We start from the raw sequence: 19,973 nt of genomic DNA on the forward strand, positions 1-19,973 counted from the left end.
GACGCCCCGCCGCCCGCACGGAGGCAATCATGCCCGACGAGGCCGCAACCCTGAATTGGCAAAAAGTCGACTATGAAGGCTTCGAGATTCACGTCGCGCCGTCACTGAAAGACGGCAGCGAACGCTACACGTATATCGGCTACGTGTGCCATCCCGGCGCCGACCCGAAATCGCCCGGCCACACGGTGACGTTTCACGCGGACGGCGAAGAGTCGTTCAAGACACTCGACGATGCGACCTATGAAGCCGTGCATGTCGGCAAGAGCATCGTCGAAGGCACGCATCCGGATCTGTCGGTGCTGTCGCTGGTGACGAGCGGCGTCTGAGCCAGGTCGAACTCGTCTTACCGTCCTGGAGGCGCTCTTACGCCTGCGCCGGTGTGCCTTTACGACAGCTCAAGAAAATGCCGATGAGGAAGATAAACAGATTGCCTTCGGTAAAGTTGAGCAACAGCGAGTTCGCAAAGCATCCGATCGTAAAAGCGAACAGATAAGCGAACACGATCGTGCGCGCAGGTTCGCTCAATTCGATCGCGGTCCGAGCGATCTGCACGAGCAGGAACACGAATAGCGCAATGCCGACAGCGCCCAGCTGAATACCCATCAGCAGAAATTCATTGTGCGGATTGCCCGCCGTGGCCGCGGCGGCGCCCGTGTTGTTGCGCGCGTACGCGTCGAACTCGTACTGCACCGTGCCGACGCCGTGGCCGATGATCGGCCGCTCGGCCAACAATTCGAGGCTGCGCCGGTAGAACACGATACGCACGCCCATCGACGTGTTCTTGTTCGACGTTTCGTATGCGCTGATTTCGTCGTTCGTTTCCGCGAGCCGCGAACCATGCGAATGCAGCGCCGCGTACACGAGACCGCCCGCAATGGCCACCAGCACCACGCCGCTCCCCCACCGCACCCACGGCTTCACGCCGCGCAGCGACGTAAAGTACGTCACGACGTAAATCAAGATGAAGAGAATCGCGATGATCTGCCCCGTGCGACCCTGCATCATCAACAGCACGTTGACGATGGCCAGCAGCGCGACGACATAGAGCGCCATCTTCGCGGCCCGCGCGCGCGCGTGCTTCGCGAAGTTCAGCGCCAGATAGAACAGCAGCGCCATCATGATGCCCGCCGCGATATGGTCCTTGAAGACCCACGCCCTGCGGATCGGATCGGTATTGGAGTGCCACGGGCCAATGGACGTCCAGCCGAAGTAATTCGAGCATGACAGCAACAGCAAAAGCGTCAACGCGCTGAACAGCGCCCACTTCGCAGCCGTCGTCCACGCGGACGTGCGGCAATCGCGGAACGTCAGGATCAGCAGCGGCAGATAGATCAGCTTGCGGTACTTCATCAGGAAGTCCAGCGCATGCACGCGATCCGCCGTCGTCCACGCGAGGCTCAGCGTCAGCACGGCGGCGAGCAATAGCGCCGCGACGCTCACGCGGTCGGTGAACAGCGAGCGCCAGTTGCGCCACACTTCGGGCGACAGCAGCGCGCACACCGCAAACAGCGTCGCCGCGATATTGACGCCGGCCGTCGACAACGGCACGGCAAACAGCGCGATCACCGCGAAACTTCGCGCAAGGATCAGGGGATACGAATCTTTTGTAGCGTGTTGCATGTAGCTTCGACTCTCATAGACGAAATGCGCTCGCGTAGCCTCGGACCAAGGGCTCGCTGCGTCGATGGCCCGGTTTTCGTCGGCCGGTGCCTTTTGTTGATCTTTGCTGATCCTGCCTGATTCTGCCTGCTGCTGCCTGCGTCCGTGCCGGGGCGACGGGTCACGCCATCGCCATCATCTCATGGCCACCATGCGATTTGGTTTCACGGCTGCGCGCCATGCAAGCGGCGGTAAGGCGCGGAAAGTCATCGCGTGGCGTCGCGCAGATAGAACGCGGTGCGGGCATCGAGTGCCTCTGGGGAATACAGTTGCTCGACGGTCCTGCGCGCGGCCGCGCCAATCTTTGCGCGCAACGCCGGCTGCGCGATCAGTTCAGCGAGTATCGCCAGCGCTTCGTCCGACGTATCGAACAGATAGCCGTTCTCGCCATGCCGGACGACATCCGCGTAGCCGCCGTGCCGGTGGCACACGACGGGCAAACCGCACGCCATCGCCTCGAGCACCACGCGGCCGAACGTCTCGACGTGCTCGCCCGTACGGTAGTAGAAGATATCGAGCTCGTGCAGAAAGTCCGGCGCGGCCATCGCGCCTTCGGGCAACAGACGGATCGCGTCGTCTTGCGGCAGCGCGCCCGCCAGCGTCGTCGCGCCTTGCAGCAGCAGCTCGCAGCCGCGCTCAGCGAGCGTCCTGTACACGGCGATGTCGTCGGGATGATGTTTGTCGGCCGTGTCGCGGCTCAGACGGCCGATTACCGGCTGCGCGCGCGTTTCACGCACGCGCGGCGCAAAGCGGCCGATATCGATCGGCGACGGCTGGATCTCGCCCGTCACGCCGAGCAGCCTCGACTGAAACGCTGAAATCAGCACGAACTCGGTCGCGGGCCAGCGCAACAGCGGCGGCGGTGCCGACGTGAGCGCGAGCAGCTTCGGATGAAACGTGTTGAACACGTACACGAGCCGCTCGGGACGGCCCGCGAAATACGGCCATACGCGGTGGCGCCAATGCGCGCCGACGAACACATACGTGCCGCCGCGCGGCACGCTGGCCTTGAGCGGCGCGAGCCGGCGGATCGGATACGCCGCCGACAGTTCATCCGACGTCCGCGACGACGTGCTCCAGAGCTGCACGTCGCCCTTGCCGTGCAGCAGCTCGTACAGGCGCAGTGCCTCCTGCTCGCTGCCGCCGTTCGGATTGTGAAAGCCGTTGAAGATGTGAATCATGCCAACTGTCTGAATGGTCGCCGGCTGCATCGCACGCATCGCAGCGGCGGGCGCGCCCGCGTGCGGCCCAGGGCCGCGCGGGCGTTCTATTGTGGGGTCACGCGGTCGTCACGCCGCATGCTGCTGGAACTGGATGCGATGCAGATGCGCGTACAGCCCGTTCTGCGCGAGCAGCTCACGATGGCTGCCACGCTCGACGATGCGCCCCGCGTCGAGCACGAGGATGCGGTCCGCGCGCTCGATGGTCGACAGCCGATGCGCGATCACGAGCGTCGTACGGCCCTTCATCAGCGTTTCGAGCGCGGCCTGCACGTGGCGCTCGGATTCGGAATCGAGCGCGGATGTGGCTTCGTCGAGAATCAGGATGGGCGCGTCCTTGTAGACCGCGCGCGCAATCGCGAGACGCTGACGCTGGCCGCCCGACAGCATCATGCCGTTGTCGCCGATCAGCGTATCGATGCCGTTCGGCATCGCCGCCACTGTGTCCCACAGATTGGCCGCATGCAAGGCCGCCTTCACGCGTTCCGGGTCCGCGGGCTGTCCGTAGGCGACGTTGTTCGCGATCGTGTCGTTGAACAGCACGACGTCCTGGCTCACCATCGCGATCTGGCTGCGCAAGTCATGAATGCCGTACTCCGGCAACGCGACGCCGTCGACGAGTACCTGCCCGTCGCTCGGATCGAAGAAGCGCGGCAGCAGGTTCACCAGCGTCGTCTTGCCGCTGCCCGACGGGCCGGCCAGCGCGACCATTTCGCCTGGCGCGACCTTGAACGACACGCTATCGAGCGTCTGCCGCTGCATCGGACCCGTCGCGCCGTACCTGAACGACACGTCGCGGAACTCGACTTCGCCCGTCGAGCGCTCCAGTTTGAGTCCGCCGCCTGGCGGCTCCGACGGCTCGTCGATCAGTCCGAAGATCAGTTCGGCCGCCGTCATCCCGCGTTGCAACGGTTGATTCACGTCCATCAGATGCTTGAGCGGGGAAATGATCAGCAGCATCGACGTGACGAACGCGACAAAGCCGCCGACCGTCGTCTGATCGTGCGACGACTGCACGACGGCAATCGTGATCACGACAGCGAGCGCGATCGACGCCAGAAACTGCGTCAGCGGCTGCGCGAGGCCGCCCGATACCGTCATGCGCATCGAATAGCCGCGCAGCTGCTTGCTCATCTCCGTGAAACGGTCGATCTCGTAGCGCTCGCCGTTGTGTACCTTGACGACCTTATAGCCGCCCACCGTCTCCTCGACGATATAGGACAACTCGTTGGTCAGCGTCTGATGCTCGCGGTTCAGGCGGCGCAGCCGGCGGTTGATCTTGCCCACCAGCCAGCCGATACCCGGCAGCAGCACCGCGACGATCAACGTCAGGCGCCAGTTCAGATAAAACAGATAGCCGAGCAGGAACACGACCGTCAGCGAATCGCGCACGAGCGTCACCATCACGCCGATCAGCACGTTCAGGATCTGGTTGACCTCGAAGACGATCGCGTTGATGACCGTGCTGGCCGTCTCGCGCTGAAAGAACGAAACACTGCTGTGAATCATCCGGTTGAACATGGTCAGCCGCAGATCCAGCAGGATGCGGTTCGACACGTAGGAAAGAAGGTAGCCCGACGCATACTGCGTGACGCCACGCAACAGCGCGAGCCCGATTATGGCGAGCGGCACGAACCATTTCGCGCTGTCGCTGCTGTGCGTGCCGAAGCCGTGGTCGAGCAGCGGCTTGAGCAGTGCGGGAATCCCCGCCTCGGTGGCGGCGACGACGCCCATCGTGAGGATGGCGGCGACAACGGTCCAGATGAGCGGCTTCACATACGGCCACAGCCGGCGCAGGACGACGACAGTCGACGTTGCTTCACCGGAGCCGATGGGCTTGCTTAACGTTGGCTTGGCGCTCAAGAGTTCCTCTGGGAATGCGGGCACCCTTCACGGCACCCGTGGGCCGCCCTCGGGCGGATTGCAAATGCGACATTGTAAACCGTTCGGCATGCCATCCCGACGCGGCTAAATGATTGGAAATCCACGCGTTTGCAGATTTTCGCGGCGCGGCGCGGGCGAGACGGCCTGACGCACCCATTCGACACGGGTCGGCGCTTGCCGTCGACCGACTTCCCGCTGCGCGCCGCTGTACGCCGCTGTGTATATACTTGCGCAACTTTCGTTGGGCGACGGTGCCTCGGCAGCAGGCTGGGCGGACCGTGCGCCGTCCCTCCCGGCATCGATTCGCATGACACAACCCACACTCGGCGTCGCCCTCATCACTAAGAACGCCGCGCTCCGCCTCGACGAATGCCTGCGCGCCGTCGCATTCGCCGATGAAATCGTCGTCGTCGACAGCGGCAGCACCGATCGCACTGTCGATATCGCCCGCGCACACGGCGCGCGCGTGCTCGCGAACACCGATTGGCCAGGCTTCGGCCCGCAGAAGAACCGCGCGCTGGATGCGCTCGGTACGACCTGGGTGCTGTCGATCGACGCCGATGAGATCGTCACGCCGGAACTGGCCGTGTCGATCGCGGGCGTGCTCGCCGCGCCCGCCGCGGATGTCTACGCCATCGACCGCCTGTCCGCCTTCTGTGGACATTGGGTGCGCCACAGCGGCTGGTATCCCGACTGGATTCCGCGCCTCTTCAAACGCGGCGCCGCGCGCTTTTCCGACGACCTCGTACACGAGCGGCTCGTATTCGATTCGCCCGCGAAGCGGCTGGAAGGCAAGCTGATGCACCACTCGTACGAAGACCTCGAGACGGTGCTGCGCAAGCTCGACGCGTATTCGACGGCGGGCGCGCAACAGCGTCATGCGGCGGGTCAACGCGGCAGCTTCGGCAAGGCCGTCGCACGAGGCGCCTGGGCGTTCGTGCGGACCTATCTGTTGCGGCGTGGGTTTCTCGACGGCCGGGCGGGTTTCATGATCGCGATGTTCAATGCGGAAACCGTGTATTACCGGTTTCTGAAGCTTGCCCAACTCGGCCGCGAGGATGCTTCGGGTCGTTGAGCGTGGGCGGTTCGGTCAGCTAACCCCGCCCGTCACTGGCGTCAATACACGATCTCGATCGCGCTGCCTGAAAACTCGCTGCGCAATGCGGCGAGCAGTTCGTCCGTCGGCCTCACGCGCCATGCATCGCCAAGCCGCACCTCGCCTTCCGCGTTGTCGCTGCGATAGACGATCTGCACGGCGAGGCCGTTGGGCATCGGCGCGGATGGCCGCTGCCCGCGTCCGCCCGAATCGCCGCCGCCGAAGCCACCACGTCCGCCGCCTCGGGCAACAGGTGCCGGCGCGGCCACTTCCGCGTCTTCCGGCTTCGCGCGATAGGCTTCAAGCACGGAGCGCAACACCAGCGCATTCGCATTGCCGTTCATCTGCACCTTCACCGCCTGCGCGTAACGTGTGCGCGCGCGGCCGAGGTCCATCGGCGTATCGACGGTAAAGCGGATGCCGCCCGTGAACGCGTCGTTGCGCGCCTGACCTTGCACGACGAGCAGTTCGTCTTCCTTGAACAGTTGCTTGTGCGCCTCGAATTGCTCGTTGAAGACGGTCACTTCGCACTGGCCCGTGCCGTCGTCGAGCAGCGCGATCAGCATCTTGCCGCGCTGGGTCATCTGCGTACGCAGCGACACGATCACGCCCGCCACCAGCTTGTCGCGCCCTTCCTTCAGTTCGCCAATCTTCTGACGCACAAAGCGGCGCACTTCGTCCTTGTAGGCGTCGAACAGATGGCCCGACAGGTAGAAGCCGAGCGCCGTCTTCTCTTCCTGCAAACGGCGCTTTTCCGGCCACGCGGGTTCGTCGATCAGTTCATGGCCTTGCGACGGCGCATCGCCCATATCGAACAGGCCCGCTTGCATCGCGTTGGCGCTCGCCTGATCCGCGGCCTCCATTGCGAGCGACACCGACGCGATCAATTGCGCGCGGTTCTCGTGCAAGGAATCGAACGCACCTGCGCGAATCAGCGCTTCGATCGTGCGGCGATTGACGATGCGGCGATCGATGCGGTTGCAGAAATCGAAGATATCGATGAACAAACCTTCTTCGCGCGCGCGCAGGATTTCTTCGATCGCGTTCTGGCCGCTGCCCTTGATCGCGCCGAGACCGTAGCGGATCGTGCGCGAACGCTTGCCGTCGGCTTCCGCGACCGGCTCAAAGCGGTACGCGGACATATTGATGTCGGGCGGCAGCACGGCCATCTTGTTCGCGAGGCAGTCTTCGAACAGGATCTTGACCTTGTCCGTGTCGTCCATCGCGAGCGACATATTGGCCGCCATGAATTCGGCGGGATGGTGCGCCTTGAGCCACGCGGTGTGGTACGCGAGCAGCGCATAGGCGGCCGCGTGCGACTTGTTGAAGCCGTAGCCCGCGAACTTCTCCATCAGGTCGAAGGTCTCGTCGGCCTTCTCGCGTGTCAGGCCGTTCTTCGCCGCGCCTTCCGCAAAGATCTCGCGGTGCTTCGCCATCTCCTCGGGCTTCTTCTTGCCCATCGCGCGACGCAGCAAGTCGGCGCCGCCCAGCGAATAGCCACCGATGATCTGCGCCATCTGCATCACCTGCTCCTGGTAGACCATGATGCCGTAGGTCTCTTTCAGAACAGGCTCGACGCGCGGGTCCGGATACTCCACCACTTCGCGGCCGTGCTTACGCGCACAGAAGCTCGGAATCAGGTCCATCGGGCCCGGACGATACAGCGCCACCAGCGCGATGATGTCCTCGAAACGGTCGGGCTGCGCGTCCTTCAGCATGCCCTGCATGCCGCGGCTTTCCAGCTGGAACACGGCGACCGTGTTCGCTTTCTTGAGGATCGAGAACGACGCGGGGTCGTCGAGCGGCACCTGCGCGAGCGACCAGTTTTCCTTCGACGGATCGAGACGGCGAATGTAGCGCTCGGCCCAGTCGAGAATGGTCAGCGTGGTCAGACCCAAAAAGTCGAACTTCACGAGGCCGACGGCTTCGACGTCGTCCTTGTCGTACTGGCTCACGACGCCGCTTTCATCACCCTGCGTATAGAGCGGACAGAAATCTGTCAGCTTGCCGGGCGCGATCAGCACGCCGCCCGCGTGCATGCCGACGTTACGCGTCAAGCCTTCTACGCGCTGTGCGAGTTCGAGCAGCTGATGCACTTCGTCTTCGTTGTCGAAGCGCTCCTGCAGCAGCGGCTCTTCCTTCATCGCGTCGGCGATCGTGACGTGCTTGCCGGGCTTGAACGGAATCAGCTTTGCGACGCCGTCCGTGAACATATAACCGAGATCGAGCACACGCCCGATATCGCGTACGGCCGCCTTCGCGGCCATCGTGCCGAACGTCGCGATCTGCGACACGGCGTCCGCGCCGTACTTCTCTTTCACGTACTGAATCACGCGATCGCGGCCGTGCTGGCAGAAGTCGATATCGAAGTCGGGCATCGACACCCGCTCCGGATTCAGAAAACGTTCGAACAGCAGGTTGTAGCGCAGCGGATCGAGGTCGGTAATGCCGAGCGCGTACGCGACCAGCGAGCCCGCGCCCGAACCCCGGCCCGGACCGACGGGCACGCCGTTGTTCTTCGCCCAGTTGATGAAGTCCGCGACGATCAGGAAGTAGCCGGGGAAGCCCATCTTGATGATCGTGCCGCACTCGAAGTCGAGACGCGCATAGTACGTGTCGCGCTGCGCGTCGCGTTCGGCCTGCTCCGGGAACAGCTGCTCGAGACGCTTCTCCAGCCCTTCTTTCGACAACTGCACCAGGTAGTCGTCGAGCGACATGCCGTCCGGCGTCGGGAACAGCGGCAGCTTGGGCTTACCGAGTTCGAGCGTCAGATTGCAGCGCTTCGCGATTTCAATGGTGTTCGCGACGGCCGACGGAATGTCCGCGAACAACTCGACCATCTCGGCCTGCGTGCGGAAATACTGGTCTGTCGTGAAGCGCTTCTGGCGACGCGGATTCGCGAGCATATCGCCTTCCGAAATACACACGCGCGCTTCGTGCGCGGTGAAGTCGTCGGGCGTCATGAACTGCAGCGGATGCGTGGCGACCACGGGCAGTTTCAGCGACGCCGCGAGCGCGACCGCCTGCTGCACATACGCCTCCACGCCGGGCTGGCCGCCGCGCTGCAGTTCGATATAAAAACCGTTCGGGAAGATCGACGCCCAGCGCTGCGCGTTGCGCTTCGCGGCTTCTTCGTTGCCCGCCGCGAGCGCGAGGCCAACGTCGCCATGCTGCGCACCCGACAGCGCGAGCAGTCCTTCGGCGAGCCCGCCTTCGAGCCACGCCGGTTCCACTTCCGCGCGCCCGCGATACTGGTTCGTCAGCCACGCCTTCGACAGCAGTTCGCAAAGATTCAGATAGCCAGTCTTGTTTTTGACCAGCAGCAGAAGCCGCGAAGGCTTGTCGCGGTCGTCGGGATTCGTGATCCAGACGTCGCAGCCGGCAATGGGTTTGACCCCTTTGCCACGGGCTTCCTGATAGAAACGGACGAGACCGAATGCATTGCCGAGATCGGTGAGCGCGAGTGCGCCCTGACCGTCTTTGGCAGCGGAATCGACGACGTCGTCGATGCGCACGATGCCATCGGCAATCGAGAATTCGGAGTGAACGCGGAGATGGACGAAGCGGGGATCTGACATGGGCGACATTGTAACCCCGGCCTCCCGAAATTTTTCGGCCAAAGCGCCCCAAACCACCCCATTGGCGACCCGGCCAGGGGCCCTCACGCGCGAGCCTTTGTCAATGGCCGCGAGCGCTTGACGGGGTCGGCTATTCGGCTATTTCGACGCAGGTCAATATGCCGTCCGGCGGATTGCGGGCCGACTGTCAGGATGAGGGATAATACGCGTTCGAATCCATTTTTCTGCCCTACGCGTGCTGCGCCCTGATGCGCGCGCCGCGCATGGCGCTTTATCGCTGGACCAGCATGAATATCCTGAATCTTTCGTCCTACCAGTTCGTGTCGCTCGACAAAACCGTCGAATGGCGGCCGCTCGTCACCGCGCGCTGCAACGAACTCGGCCTGCGCGGCACCATCCTGCTCGCGCCGGAGGGCATCAACCTGTTTATCGCCGGTGAAATTCCGCAAGTGCGCGAGTTCATCGACTACGTTCGCCACGATCCCCTGTTCGAAGGCAAGTTCGCCGAACTGCAGTTCAAGGAAAGCCTGTCCGAGAAGCAGCCGTTTCGCCGCATGCTGGTCAAACTCAAGCGCGAAATCATCACGATGAAAAAGCCGGCCATCCAGCCGGAGCTGGGCCGCGCGCCGGCCGTCGACGCCCGCACGCTGAAGGCATGGCTCGACCGCGGCCACGACGACGCGGGCCGCCCCGTCGTGATGCTCGACACACGCAACGCGTTCGAAGTCGATGTCGGCACGTTCGACAACGCGCTCGACTATCGGATCACGAAGTTCAGCGAATTCCCCGAAGTGATCGAGCAGAACCGCGCGGACCTTGAAGGCAAGACGGTCGTGTCGTTCTGCACGGGTGGCATCCGCTGCGAAAAGGCGGCCATCCACATGAAGGAAGTCGGCATCGACAACGTCTATCAGCTCGAAGGCGGCATCCTGAAGTATTTCGAGGAAGTGGGCGGCGCGCACTACAACGGCGAGTGCTTCGTGTTCGACTATCGCACCGCCCTCGACCCGAACCTGCAGCCCACAGCGACCGTGCAATGCTTCGGCTGCCGCGCCGTCGTCATGCCGGAAGACCAGAAGTCGCCGTTCTACGTGCCGGGCAAGACCTGCGCATCCTGTCATCCTGAAGCGCAGCGGCAGACCGATGCGGCGCACGCGGCGTAACCGCGTTGCGCGCATCGCGTCATCGTCGCCCGCATGAATCCGCTTCGCATGAATCGCCTCGTCGCGGCCCGTAACGGCCTGGCGGCATGACAACCGGCAGCGAACCCTATCGCGGCCGTTTCGCGCCGTCGCCAACGGGCCCGCTGCACTTCGGCTCGCTGGTCAGCGCGCTGGCGAGCTGGCTCGACGCGCGCGCGCATCGTGGCGTGTGGCTCGTGCGCATCGAGGACATCGACGGTCCGCGCACCGTTCCGGGCGCAGCGGAAGATATCCTCGATACACTCGCTCGCTTCGGCATGGTGGCCGACGAGCCGCCCGTCTGGCAAAGCCAGCGCATGCCACTCTACCAGCACGCGTTCGAGCGCCTGCAGACCAAGGGCTTGGTCTATCCGTGCGGCTGCACACGTAAGGAAATCGCCGATTCGCTCGTGCGCGTGCATGCGCGGCACACGACCCTCGCCTATCCCGGCACCTGCCGCAACGGCCTGAACGGCAAGCCCGCGCGCGCATGGCGTCTGCGCGTGCCGGACGGCGACGCGGCCATCGTGACGTTCGACGACGGCTGGCAAGGCCAGCAAACTCAGAACCTCGCCACGGAAGTCGGCGATTTCGTCCTGCGCCGCGCGGACGATCAATGGGCATATCAACTGGCCGTTGTCGTCGACGACGCGGATCAAGGCATCACGCACATCGTGCGCGGCGCGGACCTGCTCGATTCGACAGCGCGGCAGATCTATCTGCAACAGTGTCTGGGCGTGTCGACGCCCTCTTATCTGCATGTACCCGTCGTCACGAATGCCGACGGCGAAAAGCTCAGCAAGCAGACGGGCGCATTGGCGCTAAGCGCGACGGACCCGCTCGTCGCGCTGAACGACGCAGCGCGGCATCTTGGACTGAAGTTGAAGCAAGCAGCGACGTCGCTCGATACGTTCTACGCGGAAGCGATCGCTGCCTGGTCGGAGCGCGTGAAACGCTGACGCGTCCGCCCGCACTGACCGCAAAAAACAAACGGCGCCTGCAAAGGCGCCGTTTCTGTTTGAGACCATCGCCGCCCGCGCAAAAACACAAACAGCGGCGGCACGACGTCAGTTCGAAGGCGTCGTCTTGCGCGGCATACCGAAGCCGCCCAGCAGCGCAGCGAGCGGCTGCTTCGATGCGGGCTTCTGGGGCGCGGCAGGCGCTTCGTCGCGCTTGGCAGCAGCCGACACCGCCGAAGGCGACGGCTCATACGGCTTCAGGAAGAAATCGTCGACAGGTTGCTGACGATGGTGCGTCCCATGCGGACGCTCGTGCGCGCCCGTCGTACGGCGGCGGCTGCCACCGCGATCGTCGCGTTCGCGTCGCGGCGCGCCGCGCTCATCGTGATGATGACGCACGGGCGTATCGACGGTCAGGCGCTGCACGTCGAGCGGCCGCTTGATCAGCTTCTCGATGTCGGCAAGCTGCTTGCGCTCGTTCGGGCTGAACAGCGACAGCGCATCGCCCGATGCGCCCGCACGGCCCGTCCGGCCGATCCGGTGAACGTAGTCTTCCGCGTTGAACGGCAGATCGAAGTTGATCACGGCGGGCAACTCGGCGATGTCGAGACCGCGCGCCGCCACGTCCGTCGCGACGAGCGCTTCGATCTCGCCGCGCTTGAACGCGTCGAGCGCCTGCATGCGCTCGCTCTGCGTGCGGTCGCCGTGAATCGCGGTGGCGACCACGCCGTCGCGCTCCAGCTGACGCGCAAGACGGCTCGCGCCGATCTTGCTGTTGCAGAACACGATGACCTGCTTGAGGCCGCGGTCGCGGATCAGTTTCACGACGGCGCCCGTCTTGTCGCCCTCGGCCACCTCGTAGACGATCTGCGTGACGTTGGTCGCCGTCGAATTGCTGCGCGCCACTTCGATCGTCTGCGGATTGCGCAGATACGTGGACGCGAGCTTCTTGATTTCGGGCGAGAAAGTCGCCGAGAACAGCAGCGTCTGACGCTCGGCGGGAAGCAGGTTCAGGATGCGCTGCAAGTCGGGCAGGAAGCCCATGTCGAGCATCCGGTCGGCTTCGTCGAGCACGAGAATCTGCACCTGGCCGAGATTGGCCGTCTTCTGCTGCACGTGATCGAGCAGGCGTCCCGGCGTCGCGATCAGGATTTCGACGCCGCGCCGCAGTTCCGCCGATTGCGGATTCATGTCGACGCCGCCGAACACGACGGCGCTGCGCAGCGACGTGTGTTTGGCGTACGCCTGCACGTTCGCGGCGACCTGGTCGGCGAGTTCGCGTGTCGGCGTAAGGATCAGCGCGCGGACCGGGTGGCGCGCCGGCGAGGCGCTCGTGCTGGCGAGCGGCAGCAGACGCTGGATGATCGGCAGCGAGAAGCCCGCCGTCTTGCCCGTCCCGGTCTGCGCGGCGCCCATCACGTCCCGGCCGCCCAGTACAACAGGGATCGCCTCGGCCTGGATCGGCGTTGGCGTCGTGTAGCCCTGTTCCGCGATGGCTTTGAGAATGTCGGCATGCAGGCCGAACTGGTCGAAGGTCGCGTTGGTAGGCGTGGTTTCTGTGTCGGACATGGTGGCTTTCGCTAAAAATGCGCCTGCGCTTTGCCGCTTGCGCGTTGCCAAAGGCGGCCGCGGGGGCGTCCGCTCAGATTATTTCTGCAGCTTCTTCTGCAGCGGCCGCGGCCGCGGAGGGCGTCAGGACATCAGGATGAAGGCGGAGCCACGGCGTTCCACACAAGGCCCGAACTCGCGTCGGCGAATAGCGGCGAGCGTCGGTAAACATGCGGCCGGCTCCGGCCGACGGAAACATCCGCCGGAAAGGGCGGTATTGTAGCACTTCGGCACTAATACCCATGGCGCGTGCGCGGAGTTTCTGCTTGGCGCGCCCGCGCCGTCACGAAAACGGCATATTTCAAGCAGGGGACGGACCACGGCCGACGCGGGCAGCGTAGACGCGCAACGAGTCAATCTGGTGACAGCGCACCGACATACGCCTGACGCCGCCCCGCCCCCGCTTACGTCGACCCGGTTCACCACGTTTCGCGCATCACCATCAGCCGCAGCTCTGTCATGTCCTCGATCGCGTAGCGGATGCCTTCGCGCCCAAGCCCCGAGTCCTTCACGCCACCATACGGCATATTGTCGACGCGGAACGACGGCACATCGTTGATGACCACGCCGCCCACTTCGAGTTCATCCCAGGCCTGATGCGCGTGCGCGAGCGAATCCGTGAAAATGCCCGCCTGCAGGCCGAAGTCGCTGTCGTTGACGGTCGCGAGCGCACTTTTGAAGTCGTCGAACTTTTCGAGGATCGCCACCGGCCCGAACGCCTCCTTCCGATATAGGTCGGTGTCGCGCCCAACGTTTTCCAGCAGCGTCGCCGCGAACATCGCGCCGTCCACCTTGCCGCCCGCGGCGATCTGCGCGCCCGCCTTCACCGCGCTTTCCATCCAGCCCGCGAGCCGCCGCGACTCCGACTCGGAGATCATCGGCCCGACGAAAGTCTTTTCGTCCTTCGGATCGCCCATTTTCAGCGACTTCGTCTTCGCTATCAGCTTTTCGCGCAGCGCGTCGTACAGCGACGCATGCGCGAGAATCCGCTGCACGCCAATGCAGCTTTGCCCCGACTGATAGAACGCGCCAAACGCGAGCCGGTCAACGACGTAATCGAGCTTGTCGCGCTGGTCGCCATCGACGATCGCGGCCGCGTTGCCGCCCAGTTCCAGAATGACCTTCTTCTTGCCAGCCTTCGCTTTCAGGTCCCAGCCGACGGCGGGCGAACCCGTGAACGACAGCAGCTTGAAGCGTTCATCGGTGGTGAAGAGATCGGCGCCGTCGCGATGCGCGGGCAGCACCGAGAACGCGCCTTTCGGCAGATCGGTTTCCGCGAGCACTTCGCCGATGATCAGCGCGCCGATGGGCGTGCGGCTAGCGGGCTTCAGCACGAACGGCACGCCCGCCGCCAGCGCTGGCGCGACCTTGTGCGCGGCCAGATTCAATGGAAAGTTGAATGGCGAGATGAACGAACACGGCCCAATGGGCACCCGCTTCACATAAGCGTGGTAGCCCTTCGCGCGCGGTGAGATTTCCAGATTGACGATCTCGCCGTCGATGCGCACCGACTCTTCGGCCGCAACCTTGAACGTATCGATCAGCCGCGTGACTTCGCCGCGCGAATCGTTGATCGGCTTGCCCGCTTCGATGCACAGCGCCATCGCCATCTCGTCGAAGCGCTCGCGAAAGCGCTTCACGCAATGTTCGAGCACGGCCTGACGCTTGAACGGCGGGAACGCGCGCATCGCCGGCATCGAGGCGGCGGCGAGGCCGATCGCTTTATCGATTGCCTGCGCGTCGGCCATCGCGACACGCGTCGCCACTTCGCCGCTGAACTTGTCGGTGACTTCGAGATCGGTGTTCGCGGCTACCGCAACGTTAGCGAGGTAGTACGGGTAACTCTTCTGCAACATGACTCGTTCTCCTTGATCGCAATCGGCTGACGCAGCAAACACCGGCAGCAAACACCGCGCCGCGCGCCGGACAAGAAAGACAACGCAGCGCTCAAAGCTGCGCCGAAAGCCGCTTGATCTCGCGATTCAGCACGCGCTCGTTGTCGGAGTAATCGATCGGCACGTCGATCACATGCACGCCCGGCGTCGCGAAGCATTCGCGCACGAGCGGCGCGAGTTCCGCCGCCGACGCCACGCGATGCCCATGCGCGCCATAGCTCTTCGCGTAGTCGACGAAATCGGGGTTCTGCAGCGTCATCCCATAGTCGGGGAAATTCATGTTCTCCTGCTTCCAGCGGATCATGCCGAACGCATCGTCTCGCACGATCAGCACGACGAGATCGAGCTTCATCCGCACGGCCGTCTCCAGTTCCTGCGAGTTCATCATGAAGCCGCCGTCGCCGCACACGGCCATCACGTTGCGCTCGGGATGCACGATCTTGGTCGCGATCGCCGACGGCAGCCCCGCGCCCATCGACGCGAGCGCGTTGTCGAGCAGCAGCGAGTTCGGCTCGTGCGCGCGGTAATAGCGCGCGAACCAGATCTTGTACATGCCGTTGTCGAGACAGATGATGCCGTCGACGGGCATCGTCTCGTACACGTCGTGGACGACGCGCACCGGATACATCGGGAAGCGGTCGTCGTGCTGGCCCTTCGCCAGATGCGCTTCGAAATGCTCCTTGATCTCCTTGAAGCGCGCGAAATCCCAATGCTCGCCTTTGCCTTGCAGCGCTTCTTTCATCTGCCAGACAGCGTTGGCGATATCGCCGACCACTTCGATCTGCGGGAAATACACGGTGTCCACTTCGGCGCCGAGAAAATTGACGTGGATCACGGTTTTCTCGCCCGCGTCGGCGCCGCGCATGAAGAACGGCGGCTTTTCGATCACGTCGTGCCCGACGTTGATGATGCAGTCCGCGTGATCGATCGCGCGATGCACGAAGTCGCCGTCCGACAGCGTCGCGTTGCCGAGCCACAGCGGATGCGATTCGTCGATCACGCCCTTGCCCATTTGCGTCGTGAAGAACGGAATGCCGATCTGATCGACGAATTCGCGCAGCATCTTGCGCGTGGTCTTGCGATTGCCGCCCGCGCCGATCATCAGCAACGGATGCTTCGCCTCCACGATCGCCTTCACCGCGTGCGCGACGGCCTTCTCCTCGGCAACGGGACGGCGGCTGTAGCTCTTCGGAATCGGTTTGCCGTCGCCCTCTTCGTGCGCGACGTCTTCGGGCAGTTCAAGGTGCGTGGCGCCGGGCCGCTCTTCCTCGGCCTGACGGAACGCCTCGCGCACCGACGCAGGAATATTGGCCACCGACACGATCTGCCGCGTGTACTTGGTGAGCGGCTCCATCATCCGCACCACGTCGACGATCTGGAAATGGCCCTGCTTGCTCGACTTGATCGGCTTCTGGCCGGTGACCATCAGCATCGGCATGGCGCCGAGCTGCGCATACGCGGCCGCCGTCACGAAGTTGGTCGCGCCGGGGCCGAGGGTCGCGAGACACACGCCCGTGCGCCCCGTCAGACGCCCGTAGGTCGCGGCCATGAAGCCCGCTGCCTGTTCATGGCGGGTCAGCACAAGCTTGATTCTGGAGCGGCGCAGCGATTCGAGGAGATCGAGATTTTCTTCGCCGGGAATGCCGAACACGTACTCGACGCCTTCAGCCTCCAGCGATTTGACGAACAGATCCGATGCTTTCATGGGAGGTCTCGCTTGACGAACGAACGCAGACCGGGCCGCTACAACAACTTATGCAACGGCACACGGACAAGGATGATCGAAGACGATGACAGCCGCGCCGATGCATCGAAATGGGGCGCGGCCTGTGCGTGGCACACAGCTTACTACCGGAGGCGAAAACGTGTCGTTTCACGCGCACGCGGCCGGGCCGTGCCGCGCGTCACGCAGAAAGATGCGAGTAAGTGAAATTGCGCAAAGGCAAAAAATCAGCGGACGATCGTCACGCAGTCGGACAACAACGGCGGCGCGTCCTCGCCGAGCATCGCGTCATAGAGCGTGGCCTGTGGGCCCTTGGTCCACCACGTGTAGCTGCCCGCCTGATACTTCGCGCCGGAGCCGGACAGCACGTTGACGAACAGCATCTGCCGGCCCTTCACCGGCAACACCGCGAAGCTCTGACCGTTGGTTGCGTTCAGATAGGTGACCTGCAGGATGCGGCCTGTCGCGCAGGTGTACTTCTGCGTCACGCGATGCGAAGTGCGGATATCGGGCAACGGCAGCAACCCAGCGGCGCGGGCCACGCCCGACGCAGTGACGAACGCCAGCACGCCCACTGATGCAATCCACCGTCTGCTCATCGAATGCCTCGCTTCCTGACGACCCTTCGTTATGACTGCGCGACCCTGCCGAAGTTTGCGGCTCATGGATCGCTCATGTATCGCTTACGGATCGATCACGTCGGCGCATGCATCGGTTGGCGCGGCGGCCACGTGGCCGACCACGGGAACGATCTTCAGCCCCGCCGAGGCGATGCGGCACGGCGCAGCGGCCAGCCCGCAGCCGCTCAACGCGGTCATCAGCCCAATCGCCGATGCGAGCAGCGCGATACGCCGCGCGACCTTGCTGCCTGGCTGTCTAGCTTTCACGCACACCGCTCCTTGCCCGCTACACATTCAATCCGCAACAACCGCGACAGGCGAACCGCCACGCGTTGTTGTTACCTGGCCGACACCGGCTTGACTGCCGCAGCCGCCTGCTTGGCGCGCTGCAGCGCTTCGCCGATATCGCTGCCCGTTGCGAGCGCCACGCCCATGCGGCGCTTGACGAAGCTCTCGGGCTTGCCGAACAGGCGCAGGTCCGCGCCCGGCACAGCGAGCGCCTGCGCGACGCCTTCGAACGCGATGCCCGTCTCGTCGAGCCCGCCGTAGATCACGGCCGACGCGCCCGGCGCGCGCAAGGTCGTATCGACGGGCAAGCCGAGAATGGCGCGCGCGTGCAACTCGAACTCGGAAAAACGCTGCGACGCGAGCGTCACGAGCCCGGTGTCATGCGGACGCGGACTCACTTCCGAGAACCATACGTCATCGCCACGCACGAAAAGTTCCACACCGAACAGGCCCCGGCCGCCGAGCGCCGTCGTCACCTTGTCGGCGATGTCTCGCGAGCGTTCGAGCGCGCGCGGGCTCATCGGCTGCGGCTGCCACGATTCGACGTAGTCGCCCGCGACCTGCACGTGGCCGATCGGCTCGCAGAAACAGGTAGTCGTCTGCTGCGTGGCGGAATCGATCGCGCGCACGGTCAGCTGCGTGATCTCGTATTCGAAGTTGATGAACCCTTCGACGATCACGCGCCCGTGATTCACGCGGCCACCCGCCATCGCGTATTGCCATGCGGGCTCGACATCGGCGTCGCTGCGCAGCACCGACTGCCCCTTGCCCGACGACGACATCACCGGCTTCACGACGCACGGATAACCGACCTTTGCGATGCCCGCCTTCAGTTCGTCGATCGAATCGGCGAACGCGTACGGCGACGTGGGCAGGCCGAGTTCTTCGGCGGCGAGGCGGCGGATGCCTTCACGGTTCATCGTCAGTTGCGTGGCGCGCGCGGTCGGGATCACTTCGGCGACACCTTCCGTTTCGATCGCGGCCAGTGCATCCGTGGCGATGGCCTCGATTTCCGGCACGATCAGATGCGGGCGCTCTTTTTCGACGAGCGCGCGCAACGCCTTCGCGTCAGTCATGTCGATCACGTGCGAGCGGTGCGCGACCTGATGCCCCGGCGCGTTCGGATAACGGTCGACCGCGATCACTTCGACGCCGAGCCGTTGCAGCGCGATGATCACTTCCTTGCCCAGTTCGCCCGCGCCGAGCAGCATGACGCGCGTAGCCGAAGTCGAAAGAGGTGTGCCGATGCGTTGGCCGATCATCATGGAAGCTCCAGAGAATTTGTGACAAAAAGCGGGTGGAATGAATGACTGCGCCGATGTTAACATGCGCGGCCCCTGCGGCTACGCCCGCCGCGTGCCGATAACCCGTGTTGGGAGTGTGTCGTGGGCGACGTTGCCGGCCATGCTTTCAGGCGGCCGGGGCGACGTCCAGTCATGCCGACGAAACCCCACGAACGGACTGCAACCGCGGCGCGAACGGTGTCGCCGCGGCAACCCTACGTTTTGTCTATGCCGCCTATGCCGTTTATCACCCGCGTTTGCGCTCGCATGCGGCAAGCGTAGTGCGATACCCTTACGCCTTCGCCAGTTTAGAGAGGAACGACGATATGCAGCCCACGTCCGCCACGCCACGCCACGCACGCACGAGCGCCACCCACGACGCATCGTCGAATGCACCTGACACGGCTGCGCGCGTGTCACTGCGCCGGCGCGCGGGTCATGCGCTGGCCGTCGTGTCGATGGCCGCGTCACTGTCCATGCTCGTCGCAGCCTGCTCGATGCCGAAGCATGCTGACACGGAAGCTCCGCCGCCCGATCCGTTCAACCCCGCGGCCACGCAACTGCTCGACAACACCGACTGGCAGCTCAGCGGCTGGAAGCTCGCCTCGGGCAGCACGCGCGAGGTGCCGGGCGGCGCGAGCGGCGAACCCATCACGCTCGTGCTGTCGACGGAAACAGGCATGCGCCGCGCCAGCGGCTTCTCCGGCTGCAACCGCTACACGGGCACGTACATGCTGAAGGACGGCAAGCTGAACTTCGGGCCGCTCGCGGGCACGCGCATGGCATGCGCGACGCCGGGCGGCAAGATCGAAGGCGCGTATCTCGCCGCGCTTGCGCATGTCGAGCGCTCGGCCGTCGACATGCGCAAGCCGCAACAACTTCAGTTGATCCTCGATAACGGCGACACGCTTGTGTTCGCGCGGCGCGGCCAATGACCGCGTGGCCGGCGAACGTCAACTGTATAAGGATGCTGGCATTC

15 protein-coding genes are annotated in these 19,973 nt (G+C 64.2%); 5 read left to right on the forward strand and 10 right to left on the reverse strand.

Annotated elements, in window-relative coordinates:
* Positions 1 to 29 precede the first annotated feature (29 nt).
* A complete protein-coding gene (locus C2L65_RS10880) occupies positions 30 to 326 on the forward strand; it encodes a hypothetical protein (RefSeq protein ID WP_042310245.1) in 297 nt (98 codons plus the stop codon).
* Between the two features lie 37 nt (positions 327 to 363).
* Here C2L65_RS10880 and C2L65_RS10885 read toward each other — a convergent pair whose 3' ends face one another.
* The 3 genes from C2L65_RS10885 to msbA all read right to left on the reverse strand — a co-directional run bounded on the left by C2L65_RS10885 (position 364) and on the right by msbA (position 4,742).
* Entirely contained in the window at positions 364 to 1,620 is a 1,257-nt protein-coding gene (locus C2L65_RS10885; RefSeq protein WP_042310247.1) for an O-antigen ligase family protein, read from the reverse strand.
* 245 nt (positions 1,621 to 1,865) lie between these two features.
* Positions 1,866 to 2,840, reverse strand: a complete 975-nt coding sequence (locus C2L65_RS10890) for a glycosyltransferase family 4 protein (RefSeq protein ID WP_233446452.1) — start codon at positions 2,838 to 2,840, stop codon at positions 1,866 to 1,868.
* Between the two features lie 108 nt (positions 2,841 to 2,948).
* Positions 2,949 to 4,742, reverse strand: coding sequence for a lipid A export permease/ATP-binding protein MsbA (gene msbA / locus C2L65_RS10895; protein ID WP_042310250.1), 1,794 nt, complete (start codon positions 4,740 to 4,742; stop codon positions 2,949 to 2,951).
* 328 nt (positions 4,743 to 5,070) lie between these two features.
* Here msbA and C2L65_RS10900 point away from each other — a divergent pair, with 328 nt between their 5' ends.
* On the forward strand, positions 5,071 to 5,838 hold the full coding sequence (locus C2L65_RS10900) for a glycosyltransferase family 2 protein (RefSeq protein ID WP_042310252.1): 768 nt from the start codon (positions 5,071 to 5,073) through the stop codon (positions 5,836 to 5,838).
* 41 nt (positions 5,839 to 5,879) lie between these two features.
* Here C2L65_RS10900 and dnaE read toward each other — a convergent pair whose 3' ends face one another.
* On the reverse strand, positions 5,880 to 9,446 hold the full coding sequence (gene dnaE / locus C2L65_RS10905; RefSeq protein ID WP_042310254.1) for a DNA polymerase III subunit alpha: 3,567 nt from the start codon (positions 9,444 to 9,446) through the stop codon (positions 5,880 to 5,882).
* A gap of 278 nt (positions 9,447 to 9,724) precedes the next feature.
* On the opposite strand from dnaE, the gene C2L65_RS10910 reads away from it, so the two are divergent.
* The gene (locus C2L65_RS10910) at positions 9,725 to 10,600 is read left to right on the forward strand and encodes a sulfurtransferase (RefSeq protein ID WP_042310388.1); all 876 of its coding nucleotides are present in this window, start codon (positions 9,725 to 9,727) and stop codon (positions 10,598 to 10,600) included.
* An 86-nt stretch (positions 10,601 to 10,686) separates the two neighbouring features.
* Positions 10,687 to 11,577 (forward strand): tRNA glutamyl-Q(34) synthetase GluQRS, encoded by an 891-nt coding sequence (gene gluQRS, locus C2L65_RS10915; protein ID WP_042310256.1) that lies wholly within the window; start codon positions 10,687 to 10,689, stop codon positions 11,575 to 11,577.
* Between the two features lie 108 nt (positions 11,578 to 11,685).
* On the opposite strand, the gene C2L65_RS10920 is transcribed toward gluQRS, so the two are convergent.
* The 6 genes from C2L65_RS10920 to purT all read right to left on the reverse strand — a co-directional run bounded on the left by C2L65_RS10920 (position 11,686) and on the right by purT (position 18,976).
* Positions 11,686 to 13,146, reverse strand: coding sequence for a DEAD/DEAH box helicase (locus C2L65_RS10920; RefSeq protein ID WP_042310258.1), 1,461 nt, complete (start codon positions 13,144 to 13,146; stop codon positions 11,686 to 11,688).
* 458 nt (positions 13,147 to 13,604) lie between these two features.
* Complete coding sequence (locus C2L65_RS10925) at positions 13,605 to 15,041, reverse strand: aldehyde dehydrogenase family protein (RefSeq protein ID WP_042310260.1); 1,437 nt, start codon at positions 15,039 to 15,041, stop codon at positions 13,605 to 13,607.
* Positions 15,042 to 15,132: 91 nt separating this feature from the next.
* Entirely contained in the window at positions 15,133 to 16,785 is a 1,653-nt protein-coding gene (locus C2L65_RS10930) for an acetolactate synthase large subunit (RefSeq protein WP_042310262.1), read from the reverse strand.
* 245 nt (positions 16,786 to 17,030) lie between these two features.
* A complete protein-coding gene (locus C2L65_RS10935; RefSeq protein ID WP_042310389.1) occupies positions 17,031 to 17,402 on the reverse strand; it encodes an MliC family protein in 372 nt (123 codons plus the stop codon).
* Between the two features lie 84 nt (positions 17,403 to 17,486).
* On the reverse strand, positions 17,487 to 17,651 hold the full coding sequence (locus C2L65_RS10940) for a DUF6726 family protein (protein WP_318225822.1): 165 nt from the start codon (positions 17,649 to 17,651) through the stop codon (positions 17,487 to 17,489).
* Positions 17,652 to 17,761: 110 nt separating this feature from the next.
* Complete coding sequence (purT, locus tag C2L65_RS10945) at positions 17,762 to 18,976, reverse strand: formate-dependent phosphoribosylglycinamide formyltransferase (RefSeq protein ID WP_042310267.1); 1,215 nt, start codon at positions 18,974 to 18,976, stop codon at positions 17,762 to 17,764.
* 344 nt (positions 18,977 to 19,320) lie between these two features.
* Between purT and C2L65_RS10950 the strand changes: the two genes are divergently transcribed.
* Complete coding sequence (locus C2L65_RS10950) at positions 19,321 to 19,929, forward strand: META domain-containing protein (protein ID WP_042310269.1); 609 nt, start codon at positions 19,321 to 19,323, stop codon at positions 19,927 to 19,929.
* Positions 19,930 to 19,973 lie beyond the last annotated feature (44 nt).

The organism is Paraburkholderia terrae (assembly GCF_002902925.1).
Lineage (GTDB): Bacteria > Pseudomonadota > Gammaproteobacteria > Burkholderiales > Burkholderiaceae > Paraburkholderia > Paraburkholderia terrae.

Bases quoted from the DNA above. Each gene is read 5' to 3' on its own strand.
- C2L65_RS10890 (WP_233446452.1), bottom strand. From the start codon at position 2,840: ATGATTCACATCTTCAACGGCTTTCACAATCCGAACGGCGGCAGCGAG.
- dnaE (WP_042310254.1), bottom strand. From the start codon at position 9,446: ATGTCGCCCATGTCAGATCCCCGCTTCGTCCATCTCCGCGTTCACTCC.
- C2L65_RS10930 (WP_042310262.1), bottom strand. From the start codon at position 16,785: ATGAAAGCATCGGATCTGTTCGTCAAATCGCTGGAGGCTGAAGGCGTC.
- C2L65_RS10950 (WP_042310269.1), top strand. From the start codon at position 19,321: ATGCAGCCCACGTCCGCCACGCCACGCCACGCACGCACGAGCGCCACC.
- C2L65_RS10925 (WP_042310260.1), bottom strand. From the start codon at position 15,041: ATGTTGCAGAAGAGTTACCCGTACTACCTCGCTAACGTTGCGGTAGCC.
- C2L65_RS10920 (WP_042310258.1), bottom strand. From the start codon at position 13,146: ATGTCCGACACAGAAACCACGCCTACCAACGCGACCTTCGACCAGTTC.
- C2L65_RS10935 (WP_042310389.1), bottom strand. From the start codon at position 17,402: ATGAGCAGACGGTGGATTGCATCAGTGGGCGTGCTGGCGTTCGTCACT.
- purT (WP_042310267.1), bottom strand. From the start codon at position 18,976: ATGATGATCGGCCAACGCATCGGCACACCTCTTTCGACTTCGGCTACG.
- C2L65_RS10885 (WP_042310247.1), bottom strand. From the start codon at position 1,620: ATGCAACACGCTACAAAAGATTCGTATCCCCTGATCCTTGCGCGAAGT.
- C2L65_RS10910 (WP_042310388.1), top strand. From the start codon at position 9,725: ATGAATATCCTGAATCTTTCGTCCTACCAGTTCGTGTCGCTCGACAAA.
- gluQRS (WP_042310256.1), top strand. From the start codon at position 10,687: ATGACAACCGGCAGCGAACCCTATCGCGGCCGTTTCGCGCCGTCGCCA.
- C2L65_RS10900 (WP_042310252.1), top strand. From the start codon at position 5,071: ATGACACAACCCACACTCGGCGTCGCCCTCATCACTAAGAACGCCGCG.
- C2L65_RS10880 (WP_042310245.1), top strand. From the start codon at position 30: ATGCCCGACGAGGCCGCAACCCTGAATTGGCAAAAAGTCGACTATGAA.